8 protein-coding genes and 2 pseudogenes are annotated in these 14,161 nt (G+C 34.2%); 3 read left to right on the top strand and 7 right to left on the bottom strand.

All coding sequences use genetic code 11. The features are described 5' to 3' along the window. Positions 1–95: 95 nt before the first annotated feature. Positions 96–299, bottom strand: a pseudogene (locus tag BW926_RS13480) (IS982 family transposase); the annotation flags it as partial. Positions 300–565: 266 nt separating this feature from the next. Between BW926_RS13480 and BW926_RS13475 the strand changes: the two are divergent. Then, positions 566–5,386 (top strand): T9SS type A sorting domain-containing protein, encoded by a 4,821-nt coding sequence (locus BW926_RS13475; protein WP_076447824.1) that lies wholly within the window; start codon positions 566–568, stop codon positions 5,384–5,386. Between the two features lie 81 nt (positions 5,387–5,467). On the opposite strand, the gene BW926_RS13470 is transcribed toward BW926_RS13475, so the two are convergent. Both BW926_RS13470 and BW926_RS13465 read right to left on the bottom strand, forming a co-directional pair. Further along, positions 5,468–7,087, bottom strand: a complete 1,620-nt coding sequence (locus tag BW926_RS13470) for a helix-turn-helix domain-containing protein (RefSeq protein ID WP_179078023.1) — start codon at positions 7,085–7,087, stop codon at positions 5,468–5,470. Between the two features lie 379 nt (positions 7,088–7,466). Continuing rightward, a pseudogene (locus BW926_RS13465) lies at positions 7,467–7,634 on the bottom strand (IS481 family transposase); the annotation flags it as partial. Positions 7,635–8,951: 1,317 nt separating this feature from the next. On the opposite strand from BW926_RS13465, the gene BW926_RS13455 reads away from it, so the two are divergent. Continuing rightward, positions 8,952–9,935: a PLP-dependent cysteine synthase family protein gene (locus tag BW926_RS13455; protein ID WP_076447820.1), complete on the top strand. Its 984-nt coding sequence runs from the start codon at positions 8,952–8,954 to the stop codon at positions 9,933–9,935. Positions 9,936–9,988: 53 nt separating this feature from the next. Here the strand turns inward: BW926_RS13455 and BW926_RS13450 are convergent, their stop codons facing one another. From BW926_RS13450 to BW926_RS13440, 3 genes are read right to left on the bottom strand one after another with little or no spacing between them, the layout of a single operon-like run. Continuing rightward, positions 9,989–10,537 (bottom strand): hypothetical protein, encoded by a 549-nt coding sequence (locus BW926_RS13450; RefSeq protein ID WP_228403459.1) that lies wholly within the window; start codon positions 10,535–10,537, stop codon positions 9,989–9,991. Positions 10,538–10,596: 59 nt separating this feature from the next. After that, entirely contained in the window at positions 10,597–10,896 is a 300-nt protein-coding gene (locus BW926_RS13445) for a chaperone modulator CbpM (RefSeq protein ID WP_076447817.1), read from the bottom strand. A gap of 3 nt (positions 10,897–10,899) precedes the next feature. Then, entirely contained in the window at positions 10,900–11,817 is a 918-nt protein-coding gene (locus BW926_RS13440) for a DnaJ C-terminal domain-containing protein (RefSeq protein ID WP_076447815.1), read from the bottom strand. A gap of 93 nt (positions 11,818–11,910) precedes the next feature. On the opposite strand from BW926_RS13440, the gene BW926_RS13435 reads away from it, so the two are divergent. Further along, on the top strand, positions 11,911–13,110 hold the full coding sequence (locus tag BW926_RS13435) for a dicarboxylate/amino acid:cation symporter (RefSeq protein ID WP_076447813.1): 1,200 nt from the start codon (positions 11,911–11,913) through the stop codon (positions 13,108–13,110). A 130-nt stretch (positions 13,111–13,240) separates the two neighbouring features. Here the strand turns inward: BW926_RS13435 and BW926_RS13430 are convergent, their stop codons facing one another. Beyond that, positions 13,241–14,077: a RagB/SusD family nutrient uptake outer membrane protein gene (locus BW926_RS13430; protein ID WP_076447811.1), complete on the bottom strand. Its 837-nt coding sequence runs from the start codon at positions 14,075–14,077 to the stop codon at positions 13,241–13,243. Positions 14,078–14,161 lie beyond the last annotated feature (84 nt).

The raw sequence follows: 14,161 nt of genomic DNA, 5'->3' as shown, positions 1-14,161 counted from the left end.
CCCTGAATTATCAAACAATAGAAGAATTTAACAATCAAAACAAAATTTACAAAAATGTAGCTTAACTCTAACTGGAAATTTTATTTGCATATCCATATTTTCTCTTCCAAAAAATCAGGAAGCTGCCGGAACAAATGATTTTCACTGTCAATTCCCATATATTCAGCTGTCAAAGCCAGGCTTATTAATTCTAAATCCTTCATTTTAGGAGTCCGTCTTTGATAAGACAAAAGCCTTTCATTTGATATTTTTTTCAAAACTTCCAAAATTCTTTCGTAATTTGCACCTAAGTTGTTCATTGTAAATGTTTTGTGGTAAAAACAATTTACTGATTTTCAATCAAATGAACAACTTTTTCCTTTTTATTCATAATGCACTACGGGTTATTTTAATTATTTTATTGCTTAAGTTTTAATTACTTATAATTTTTTTCAATATTTGGTTTTTTATAAAAAACCAAAACGACTTGCTAATTATTATTTCTAATTATCATTAGTTTTGAGACTCATGATAACAAATGGCGGAATCCGAAAAGCCGTTAGAGTAGGAAAATAAAAAAAATAAGATGAAATTTAAATCAATTTTACCTTTTTTATTGTTGTTGTTTGGGTTGATACATTCCCAAACAGTAACAATTGATTTAAGTACCGGGAAAAACGATGACGGTACTTTAATGAGTGCTCCACCACCGGATGTAACTAATGGTGTTTCTGTACCGGATAGCGATTGGTCAGTAGTAAGGCCCGGAGAAACAACTCCGGTTACCACCAGAACGAGGCATACTTACACCGGATGGTCTAATCCTACTTTAGGAATCACAGGAGGCACACTTCAGAGCAGGTGGATCACAGATGTTGATGGGAAAGGTTTTGAAGGTGATGGTTATTACTATTACTACAGTAAAAGTTTTACAATCCCGACTGGAGTAACTGATGCAAAGCTTAATCTCAGGTCATTAAGTTTTGTAAGAAACTGGACTTACCTTGTAAGAACAGATATAACTCCCAATACAGAAGCACTCATTACACAAACTACCTGGATGAGCGATGGAGCTAAAGGATGGCTAAATTCCAGAAGCCCTGAGGTAATTGATACACCTTTGACTCCAGGAACGTATATGATTAAAGTAAAATTATATACAAATAGTTCTATAGCAACTAATTCTTTGAATGTGCATAGTCTGGTGAAGTATACGCCACAAAACTGTAGTACTCCGGCTCCGCAGGTAAACAGTCCTGTTATATATTGTCAGAACGCTGCTGCATCTCCACTTTCTGCAACAGGAACAGGGTTATTGTGGTATACTACCGCTACGGGTGGAACTGGAAGCACTAATGCCTTTATTCCATTCACGGATATTCCAGGAAGTACAGATTATTGGGTTAGCCAGGTTATAAATGGATGTGAGAGCCCCAGAGCGAAAATAACAGCTGTTGTTAACCCAAATGCATCAGTAACACTTAATTCTAATAATGCAACTCAAAATGTTGAGGTTAATAGCCCCCTTACAGAGATCAAATATTCTTTAACAGGAACAACAAACGTAACGGTGTCTTCACTACCCGCAGGTGTAACCCATACTTTTACAACAAATAACGAAGTAAAGATAAATGGAACGCCAACTACAGCTGGAACCTACAATTATAGCATCACAGCTACCGGAGACTGCGGGACTGCAACAGCAAACGGAACGATAATCGTTACACAAACCTTAGATTGGACCTTGGCTCCTAATAGTTATATTTTTGATATTGAAAGAGATAAAAATAAAAAAGGATTAAGAATTCCCGTAAAGAAAGCATATGCTATGTGGAAAGATAACTCTAATCCTGATTTCTCTCTTAATAATCCTATTTCAACAATTGTAAAAGCTTATGTCTATTGGGAAGATGTGTCTGGTTTAATCATGTCAACAACTGATTATGAGTTAGTTGTCAGTGGAGTTGGTGAAGATGCAGAAATAGAAGTTCCTATAGATTTGACAAAAGGAAAAGGGAATGCTTTAATTTCTTTAAATGCTTTAAATACTCAAACTAATGAATATGAAGTGAAATGGAGTTGGCATATTTGGGTTACAGATAATCCTATAGCAGGAGGCTCTAAATTTAAACAAGGTTATGAAACTGATATCAACAACACCCCTTTTGATCAAATAGTAAACAATGGCATTCCATTTTCTTTTCAATGGATGAATAGGAATTTAGGAGCCACAAGCTATAATTTCCTTGGAAATGAATCAAATCATTCATCAGGGTTAATGTACCAATGGGGTAGAAAAGACCCTATACCACCACTCACATACAAAGATGCTAGTAATTATATTATATATGGTAAAGCAGGTAGTTATAAAAGTACAGACTTTATTAGATTGGATTATACAGACAATAATAGAAAAATGGGTTGGATATTTAGAAATGAAATAGCTGGACATAATATTGTGTCTAATAACATAAGATATTCTATTAATAATCCATTAAAGATTATCTCTTATGAAGGTTGGAATGGATATGATGGTGTAGACTATGGAACATGGTTTTCCGAAAAGGAATACAAGGTTAATGGAATAGATATCTATGATAGAATCTCATGGGATTTATGGTCGGATAATAGAAAGGGTAAATATTCTAATGCTAGTGCAGAAGATATTAATATTGCAAATGACAGTAAATCATATGAACTTAAATCCCCTTACGACCCCTGTCCTAATGGTTGGAGAATTCCATCTCATTATGGAGGCGCCACGACTAATAATAATCACAGTCCATGGGGAAGGTTAAATAGTGGTATTAATGACGGTGTTAGTTACTTTACATACACAGATGAAAATTCATTATTAAAAGATGTAAGGGTTTATCCGCAATTAGGAATTGACTTCACTGGACAAGTAAATCAAAATAATCCTGACCTTGATAGAAATTTAGGATTAATACCAATTACTGGAGCATATGTTTTTATGGGACCATACGAAAAGGTAGATTATAATACACATGATTTAAATAAAAGATATTTGAGTTACATTAATTGGCGATCTACTGGTGACTTACCTACTGCTACCTATTCGCCTTATAATGGAATTAAAGGATTTAGATTTGTTACAGAGCATTTCCGAGAAAATTCATCTAATCATGTTGGTTTAACAGGTAAATACTATATTTCAACTGTTGAAACCAGTTCTACCAAAGGAGCAGGTCCGTGTAGATGTATTACTGATCCAAACTTAAAATACATTGATAATGGAACCGCATTTGATAATAGGTATCTTGAGGGTAATAATACCGTTACAAATGTTGCTATATTAAGAGAATGGGCCAAAGAGCCTAACAGTTATGTGTCATATACAAATACAAGTAATGCAGATGATAGAATTGTTAAAATAAAGCTTAAAAAAGCGATTGCAATGGATATGCTATACTTAAGCAATAATCATGCTTTTAGAATAGGGATAAAAAATACACCAAGTGTTGTATGGACTACAGACAAAACTCTGATTACTAAGATGGAAATCTATCCAGATCCTAATAACATTGATGAAAATAGTGAATTGCGAGTAACTCTCGCCCCTAATGTTATAGGTAATGCAGTAGTAGCCTTTCACAGAGGAAATTCGGGACAATGGTTTAATGGAAAACTGCAAGATCCAATAGTTTGGAGTTGGCATATTTGGGTACCAAGATCTGCAATTAGTGATCTGCCCGAGTATAAGACAGAAGAGAAAAACTCTACGCTAGAAGATAATGGAATGATCGCACCGAATACCAGCGGACATATTATTAATCCAACTAAAAGCAGTGTGCCTCCAATGAAAACAATTTTTATGGATAGAGATTTAGGAGCTTTAGAAAACTTACCTTTAGACATAGATACCCCTAATAGATCAGAATCAAATATTAAAACCCATTTTGCAGGAGGGCTACATTATCAATGGGGAAGAAAAGATCCTTTACCAACTTTTTACTTCAATGGAGGAACTTTGTACAGATGTTCATCATGTACATCTGCACCTAATATTATTTATTCTAGTCCATCTTATCAGGTATATAGTCAAATTTATGCACTAAATACTGACGGAACAATTGATAATTCAAAGTATTCTTCCGGACTAACAGATGCCATTTTTAGATCCACTGATAGTACAGGATATTCAAGAGAGTATAATACATATAAACAAGAAGCGGGTCTTCTTACCAATGATATACATAGTGAAAAAGTTAGAAAAATTTTAAAATATTCTGCCGAAAATCCTTTCTACTTCTTATTTCATAATAGGTCTGTAGATATAAATCCGTCACAATCTCCAACAGAGGTTGATTTCCAAGAGATCGTGTATGGTGAAAATCAACCTAATTATTCAACAAGAAATAGAACAGTTGCCAATCAACAGGTTAAAGATTGGATTTCTGATGAAAGAGAAGTGATGCCTGAAAGATGGGGACATAATATAGAAAAATCTCCTTTTGACCCTTGTCCAAAAGGTTATAGAATTCCTGATACTTCTATGGCTTCGGTATTCGAATTTTATAAAGGTTCATCACCTTGGTTCTATAACAAAGGGTTGTCAAATGTTACAGATTATGATCTTTATGGGATTAGACAGAATGCAATAGCTGATCTAAAGGGCGGAGTAAATAATAACACCCTAAGTGAATATAAATACCCTGGTTTTATGTTAGCGAACTCAAGTAATGTTTCATACTCTAATTTTGACACATCAATAACAACTAATCAATATTTTAATACTTATTGGGGTTGGGTATTTGGATTTAATGGATCAAAATATAATATTGGAAATATCCCAACCAGTGGAATTCGAGGAGCTTTAGGAGGTAATGGGTGGATAACAAGATCGATTGCTGCGCCAGATAATTCGACTCCATCATTTGTCAATTCTACAGGACTTTGGTCTTCATCATTAGGTGATTCAAACTCAGGATGGGCAATAGCATTTACAATTCAATCGCCAACTGCTAATGCAATAGGGAAACTCTCCTCTGGAACGGGTGTTTACCCCCAAGCAGCCATGTCCTGCCGTTGTGCAAAAATACAATATGATGCCAATGGCAACGAAATAGGAAGATACGATCCTGAAGCCATTCCAGTAACATCTAACTCCGGAAAACAGGCGACCACTATTTTTGCGGAAAAAGAGGTAGGGCAAAAAGTAAAATCAAACAATTTGGTACTATATCCTAATCCTGTAAACGATGTATTATACATTGATGCTAAAGATAACAAGGAGTATTACTATCAAATCTACAATATGTCCGGGCAATTAGTAAAAACAGGAAAGTTTGATAACAAACAGACCGCCGTTTCTTCGTTGTCTTCCGGAGCATATTTAGTAAGAATCAATGATTCTGAAGCTATGGTAAAAATTATCAAACAATAAACTTAATTATTTTTAATATTTAACAGTACCTGGCATTCTACCGGGTACTGTTTTTTTCTGGTAAAAGCAATTTATTCTGATTTAAACTGCTTCATTCAGTTGCTTAATATAATAGCTGGGAGTAATGCCGGTCCGTTTTTTAAAAAGCCTGGTGAATGTGGTTGCATCTTTATATCCTATTTCTTCAGCAATAGCCTGTAAAGTATATTTTCTGAAAGTTGTATCCTCTTTTAACCTGAGTAAGACATAGTTTATTCTTAGTTCCTGAACATATCCGGAGAAATTTTGTTCTTTGTACTGATTAAAATATTGGGAAAGATAAGCGGTATTCGTATTAAGTTTTTTGGCAACAAAAGCCAGCTTAAATTCAGGTTTTAAAAAAAGTAACCTATTTTCCATTTTCATAAGACCAGAAGATATTTTTTCCATTTGCTCTTCATCTATTGAAAAAGATCTTTCAGAAAAAAGTTCCGGCTCTTTCACCAGAGATATTTCTTTATCTTTTGATTTCAGTTCAGAAATAATAGATAAAAATATTTTGTGCTTTTCTTTGTTGGTCTGCTTTATACGGATTAAATACATACAGAATGCAATAAGAACTATGATCATTAAGCCAATCAAAAAAACTTGCCTGTTCCGTATTTTTTTTATCGTTTTTCCTGAAGATTCGGCAATAGAATTCACATCATAATCATGAATAAATTCCTTGGCAGATAGATGATTTTTTTCCAGATCTGTAATTAAATCGGTACACTTTTTAGCATAAAAATAAGCACTGTCGTTTTTCTTTTTATTGGCGTAACATTCTGACAGGATATGGTAGGCCATAAGAAGTGCTTCTTTGGAAGTTTCTATTTTATCATAGGACATCAAATATCTTTGAGCATAGACAATAGAAGAATCTATTTCATTGAGATGCAAATAACAATCTGCAGTTCCTAAATCAAAAACCTGTTCTGTTCTTGGTTTTTCTTTAATAATAGGATAATATTTTCTTTGCTTATAATATCCTAATGCATTTTTGTAATCGTTTTTCAAAGCACAAATTTTAGCCTTCCTCATTACATACAATGCATTGGTATATTCAGGCATAAAATTATTGGAGACCATGAGAACAGTGGCTTTCTGATAATAATGATCAGCAGAATCAAGAAAACCTGGCTTTCTGGATTTTATATACCATTTCTGATAGCTATCTCCAATGACATTATAACGACTGGCCAGAATCTGCTTTGACAAAATATCATTCGGGCGATAATCATGCTTGGCATAATAGCCGGAAACAATATCTTCTTTTAAATTTTTTATTCCCAGCTCGTAATCTCCAAAGTCAATCCGTATAATGCTGTAAAGAAAGTTATACAATTCCGGGGGTAAATAATTCTTATACTTTTCAGCGTAGTAAAGTGCCTGATTATAATTCCCTAATGCTTTTTCGATATAAAAAAGCTTACCAACAGCCCCCGTCATAATATCGGTGAAACTTTTTTCTTCAAAAAAAAATTTATTTTTTACAACTTCTGAGAGAATATTTATATATAATTTTTTAGCTTTAGCAAATTGGGTATGATCCCAATAGTAATATGCAGCTGTCATTTGCGACCAATATCTCATTGGGATTTGTGAAGACTTTTGATATGCTTCAATTATTGTAAATGCTTTTATGGTGTCTGTTTTAAAGATATTATCAATAACATCCATTTTTTTCCTCTCTTCAGTTGTCTGAGCAGAAAAAAGCATCGATAATAGCATAAAATTAATGAAGGATATTTTATAAATAATCCATAAAGAACAAAAGAATATTTTTTTGACGCAAAAATCTTCTGATTTTATTCCCTTTTTAGAACCCAAATCTTCTTTCCATAAAAAGGAACAATTAACAATAGCTTGTTTTTTAAGGTGTTTTTCATTATAGTGCATAATTCAATTTTTAAAATTGATATTAATTGTAAATATAATGATCAAAAATTTACCAAAGAAGAAAATGAAAAAGGTTATCTGAAAAACCATTTAATTAATCAAAACAACGAGCAATCAGATCATACAATATAAGCACTACAATTAATTTTTGGTAGTGTCTCAAGCCTTTCTTTTTAAGCTCATTACTTACTCTAAGCTGTCCTAAAGCAGGGTTCTCAATGGCTATCTCAACAACAGCCTTTTCTATGGCTTCATCTACACGATTCTTTAACACAGGCTTTCTTCTGGAGATTTCCTGTAATGCCAATTCACCTACTTGCTTATACAGCTCTTTGAATCGATAGAAACTGTGAGGTAAAGGCCATGAATAATAAGCCTATTGCATAAATTTTAGTGTTCATAATGTTTTTATAAATTTTTGAATTGATTTTAAATTTTAAATTGATTAAGGCGGTTTTGAGCTGTTTATAGATCAAATTAACACGCAAGTAAATTGTTATGATTGAAAATTCCTTACGGGATTCCGCAAGTAGAGGCCAGAAAGCCGAGTAAAATACTTTTTTTCATTATTAAAAAGTTATTCTACCAGTCCCAAAGTAGAGGGTTACCACAATGCAAAAAGCGTGAGACAAAAGCCAATCCGACAAAGAGGTACTAAGGATACCCAAAGACCAGAAAGACTCCGTCCACGCCCATATAGAGCACGGACGTAAGTCTATCATTTTTGGTCTTTATAGAAGATTCCTAGTTTTCTTTGTCCAAAAGATAGAGCTTACGCTTGTATTATCGTAAAAATTTATCCTCCAAATTTAGTACTTTTCGGAGATCCGTGAAAAATTATTATTTATATTTGTTAGTATTGATGGTGATTTCTTATCACAATGTAGATCTTTTTAATTGAAAATGCCATCAAAGTGCCATGAAAATGCCAATAAAAAAGATTCGAAAGTATTATGGATAAAAGATTCTGCTAAAAACACCAATATTACCACCTATAAAATGAAAATATTCTTTTATTTTAAAATAAAGGTAGATTCTAAGCTCCTATTAGGGAAAATAAAGTTACTGCAAAGAAATGAATGTTCTAAAATAAAGCATTCACACTTGTATTATTGTGAAAATTTATATTTCTATGGATTAGCGGAGATTTCTCTTAAAATAAAATCTTTTTGAATTGAAAATTCCCAAAATTCCCTCAAAATTCCTTAGAAAAATGTCCGAAAGTATTATGGATAAAGGATAGTTCCCAAAATACCCAAAATTCCATCTATAAAAATGAAAATATTTTTATTATTCAAATATTATAAAGCAATGCTATAATTACAAGTAGGGAAAATTATTAAAGAAAATCATTTCTTTAAAATCAAGCATTCAAAATAATACATAATAATACAAAAATAAAATTTTTACAAAATCAAATATACTGATTTTCAATTAATTAATATTATTATACATAGTCCCGATTGCAATGAAAATCCTTTTTTGAAAAAAAGATTGTAATGGAAAGCGGGAAATAGCTCCTGATCATATTGCAGAGTTTATGAGTTGAGAGTTTGGAGATTTTTGGGAAAATATTATTAATTCTTCATTTTTAATTATTAATTATTTGAAAGCCGTATCTTTGCCAATGCTTTAAAAAACATTTATGAAATACGCAAACAACATCCTCGAAACTATCGGAAATACACCATTGGTAAAGCTTAATAAAGTTTTAGGTGATGATTTTCCGGCATTGGTTTTGGCAAAGGTGGAAACTTTCAATCCCGGGAATTCTGTGAAAGATAGAATGGCCCTGAAAATGATTGAAGACGCTGAAAAAGATGGAAGATTAAAACCCGGAGGAACGATCATTGAAGGAACTTCCGGAAATACAGGGATGGGACTGGCTCTTGCCGCGATCATCAAAGGGTACAAATGTATTTTTGTAACCAACTCTAAACAGTCAAAAGAAAAATGTGATATTCTTCGTGCAGTAGGTGCTGAAGTAATTGTTTGTCCTACAGACGTGAAGCCTACTGATCCACGTTCTTATTATTCAGTTTCCAAAAGACTGGCCAAGGAAACGGAAAACGGATGGTACGTAAATCAATATGATAATTTATCAAACAGAGCAGCTCATTATGAGTCTACAGCTCCTGAAATATGGGACCAAACGGAAGGAAAATTGACGCATTTTGTAGTCGGGGCCGGAACGGGAGGCACCATTACCGGCTGCGGAAAATTCTTTAAAGAGAAAAATCAGAATATCAAGGTAATTGGTGTTGATACGTATGGTTCCATCTTAAAAGAAATCCATGAAACTGGAGAAATTCATTTAGAAAACGCCTACACTTATATCACAGAAGGCATCGGAGAAGATATTCTTCCTGAAAATTATGATATGTCTGTGATTGATCATTTTGAAAAGGTTACGGATAAGGACGGAGCGATTTATGCAAGAAAATTAGCCAAAGAAGAGGGTATTTTCTGCGGGTATTCTGCAGGAAGTGCGATTGCTTCCCTGGTTCAGATGAAAGATCAGTTTACAAAAGATAATGTGATTGTTGTTTTGCTTCACGACCACGGTTCAAGATACGTTGGGAAGATTTACAATGATGATTGGATGAAAGAAATGGGTTGGTTGGATTAATCAGTTTTTTATTATAAAATAAAACTCAGAGTGTTTTGCTCTGAGTTTTTGTTTTATTCTTTAATATTTTGCTTTAAAACTTGTTTTAAAATACTGTAATCTTTTTCACTCATCGATTTTCTAGGAAACATGTAACTGTATTTTCCTTCCACGGTAATAAATTCATTATTGCTGTCGAAATATTCGAAGTCCTTCCATTCGCTGGTTTCTTTTTCGCCATCGATGTTAACTGTGAAAAAATTTTGATCAAATCTGATTTCGTAGATATTGCAGTTTTCGAGCTTGTTTAAATAACTTTTAACGTGTTTTTTCCATCTCGAAACTTTGTTAATGCTTACAGAAAGGAAGACCGCACAAAGCAAAAATAAAAAGCTTACGAAATATAAAATCCCGGCTTTTTCCTTCGTAAAATCGTTTCCGAATAAGAATACAAGCAGTAAAATCAAGCCTACAACAATGGTCGTAATGGTTTTTCCCCTCGTCGCTGATGAAAAAAATAGACTTCCTTGATTTCCGCTGAAATATATTTCTTCAAAGTCCTTTCTTCCTGGTCTTAGAACAATTACCTTTTCTTCATTCATAATTATTAATTCTGTCTGCAAAGATAATTTTTTCAATCAACAACCCCAACCTTAAAACCTAAACCCTAAGCCTTAAAAAGTCAATCCTCGTATTTCCCGCCGATTGCCGAAAGCTTATTCATCAGTTCGCGGTTTTTCTGTTTTAAAACTTCCATTTTCTTCAGCATATCATGAATCACTTCCAGCCCCGGAAGGTTGATTTCAAGGTCGTAATACCAGTTGGCCAGCTTTTCAAAGGTCTCTAGATCTTCATACATCAAATAATGAATCTCATTTTCAGTCTGAATATGAAGCAGGTCGGAACTGACCAATTCATCAAAAAAAGCGATTTCTACATTATATATTTTTACGAGTTCTTCTCGCGATATTCTTTCACTCATGGCTTAGGAATTTTTAAGTTGTTCAAAAAGTTCTTTCTGCTTTTCGGTAAGATTTGTTGGTAATTTTACTTCGTAGGTCACAAATAAATCTCCAAACTGCCCCTCTTTTTTATACACAGGAAAACCTTTGCCTTTCAGCCTTACGGTCATTCCGTTTTGGGTTTCGGGTTTTACTTTCAGGTTAACACTTCCATTCAGCGTATTCACTTTTACATCTCCACCCAGCACTGCCGTGTAAAGATCAATAGTAACTTTTATTTTTAAATCATCACCAATCCTTTCAAAATCAGAATCTGCAGGAATATTAAAAGTAATATATAAATCACCATTAGGACCTCCGTTAAAACCTGGGTTCCCATGACCTTTAAGCTTGATTTGCTGCCCGTCATAAACTCCTGCCGGAATTGTGATTCTAACTTTTTTTCCGTTAATTTCAAAAGTCTGCTGATGTGTTGTTGAAGCTTCTTTTAAACTTAAATTCAATTCTGCATTAACATCCTGTCCTTTAAATTTTCCTGAAGCACTTCCCCGCGAGCTTCTTCCAAAACCTCCTGCGCCGCCAAACATACTTTGGAAAAAATCCGAAAAATCCTCTCCTTCGCCAAAATCAGCACCGGAAAATCCGCCTCCGAAATTTCCTCCCTGATTCTGATACTGTCTTTGCTGCTGTTGCTGTGCTTTTTCGTATTCTTCTCCATGCTTCCAATGTTCGCCATATTTATCATACTTTGCGCGGTTTTCAACATTGCTGAGCACTTCATTGGCTTCATTCAGTTCTTTGAATTTTTTTTCTGCTTCCTTATCGTCCGGATTTAAGTCGGGATGCAGCTTTCTTGCCAGTTTTCGATATGCTTTTTTGATATCTTCCTGCGTTGCATTCTTGTCTACGCCTAAAATTTTATAGTAATCTATATAAGCCATAGAAACGTTTTTACTCAAATTTAAGGATTTTATGAATGAAATTAATATAACGGAATGTTAAAAATAAACCTATCTTTGATTAAAAAGCACCGCATGAAAGAAGTATTGAAAAACTACTCCGGAATTTTATTCTTACTCTTAGGCATTACTATCGGAAGCATTATTGGAATTGTTTTCCCAAATATTATAGGCTATTTGAAGCCATTAGGTGATATTTTCCTTAATCTTCTTTTCGTGAGTGTTGTTCCGCTGGTTTTTTTTGCAGTATCCAATTCCATCGCTTCATTGGAGCAGCAATCGAAATTTGGGAAAATAATGCTGACCATGGCATTAACTTTTCTTTTTTTCATTTTAACCGCAGCTGTTTTTACGATTTCTGCGGTTTATTTATTTCCTGTTTCGGGAGTTTCAGGAAGCTCTGGAATGGTTGATGAGACGGCAAATAATGAAAGCTGGGGTAACAGAATTGTAAGCTTTTTTACAGTAGGTGAATTTACTCAGCTTTTTTCAAGACAAAACATGCTGGCTCTTTTGATCTTTGCTTTTATGACAGGTTTTTCAGCCCGGAAAGCAGGAGAAAAAGGACATTCGTTCAGAGCTTTTATTGCATCAGGGTATGAAGTGATGAAAGAATTGCTTTTATTAATTATGAAGCTTGCACCTATCGGGCTGGGAGCTTATTTTGCTTATCAGGTAGCAACTTTGGGACCTCAGCTTTTTGGTTTTTATGCTAAACCTTTAGGATTGTATTATATTGCAGGAATTATTTATTTCGTAGTATTTTTTTCTCTGTATGCTTTTATGGCTAAAGGTAAAAATGGTGTTAAAAATTTCTGGACCAACTCTATTTTTCCGACTTTAACAGCTTTAAGCACATGCAGCAGCTTTGCAACAATGCCCGCCAATTTACTGGCAGCGTCTAAAATCGGAATTCCCGGCCAGATCTCAAATATTGTCATACCGATTGGAACGACTTTGCATAAAAACGGTTCTTCAATGTCTTCGATTATTAAAATTTATGTGGCTTTCTTAATTATCGGACGAGACTTTTTTGAACCTACCAATTTACTTTTAGCTTTGGGAATAACAGTTTTTGTAAGCATCGTCGCAGGAGGAATTCCAAACGGCGGCTATATTGGGGAAATGCTGATGATTTCTGTTTACAAGTTACCACAGGAAGCCATTCCTGCGGTGATGATTATCGGAACACTGGTCGATCCACTGGCTACAGTTTTAAATGCTGTAGGACAATTGGTAGCTTCTATGTTTGTAAGCAGGTTTGTGAAGGTCTGATTTTGTTTTAACACGAATTGCGCAAATGTTTACACTAATTTCATAATTATTTAAATTCATGTATTATTGTTTTTAAACTATAAAAAAGCCCTGCAAAAGCAGAGCTTGATTAATATGAAATGTGTGTGTATTAATATCCTGGGTTCTGAACCAGATTTGGATTTAAGTTAATCGCATCCTGCGGAATCGGCAGTACAAATCTAAAATTACCAGCCGGAAGCGTTTTCAATGCTCCTGTAGGTGCATCACCACCTCCTCCATTCGCTGCGGAGCCATAGTCTGATCTTACCACAGATTGTCCAAGTCTTTTGATCGTCCAGAATCTGTCGTTTTCGAAGGCTAGCTCTAATCTTCTTTCATGATAAATCGCATCCAATAACGCAGTTCCTGTTTCTGTTCCCGGAACATAAGGTGAAGTTGCTGTACCATATCTTTGGGCTCTTAAAGTATTAAGATATTGTAATGCTTTTGCCGGATTAGGCGCTGTAGATTTCATATAAGCTTCTGCTACGTTAAGGTATACTTCGGCAGTTCTTAAGAATTTTACGTCTACAACCTGAGCAGCAGTTGAACTTGCTCTTGATCTATGCTTTATAACATGATTATATGGAGTGCTTCCAAAATTAGACGTAAGAAGATATGCTGTATTTCTAACATCATAATTGGCTGCATTAGGATCTGCAGATCCATATTTTAAGAATAAATCATAGTTTACATTATATTCTGAACGAATTCCAACTCCTGGTGAAGTTTGGTTGTAAGCTACCCCAACAGTAACATTATCAGAATCCAGATTGGCATTAAGTATGGTAAATAATTCTCCGTCATCTGTTGCATCTCTCCAGATATTTACAAAGTTACTTCGTAAACCTACAGTAAGCGGTATATTTGGAACAGGAGGTGGAGTCATAAGGCATTCTTCTCCATATTGTGCTGCTTTAGCGTAATCTCCCTTATGGATATGCAAATAAAATTTCCAGTTAGAGTTAAGCTACATTTTTGTAAATTTTGTTTTGATTGTTAAATTCTTCTATTGTTTGATAATTCAGGG

The sequence above is a fragment of the Chryseobacterium sp. RU37D genome, assembly GCF_900156075.1.
GTDB lineage: Bacteria > Bacteroidota > Bacteroidia > Flavobacteriales > Weeksellaceae > Chryseobacterium.
The sequence above is the reverse complement of the archived record's forward strand: the minus strand, read 5'-3'. Positions and strand labels throughout refer to the sequence as shown.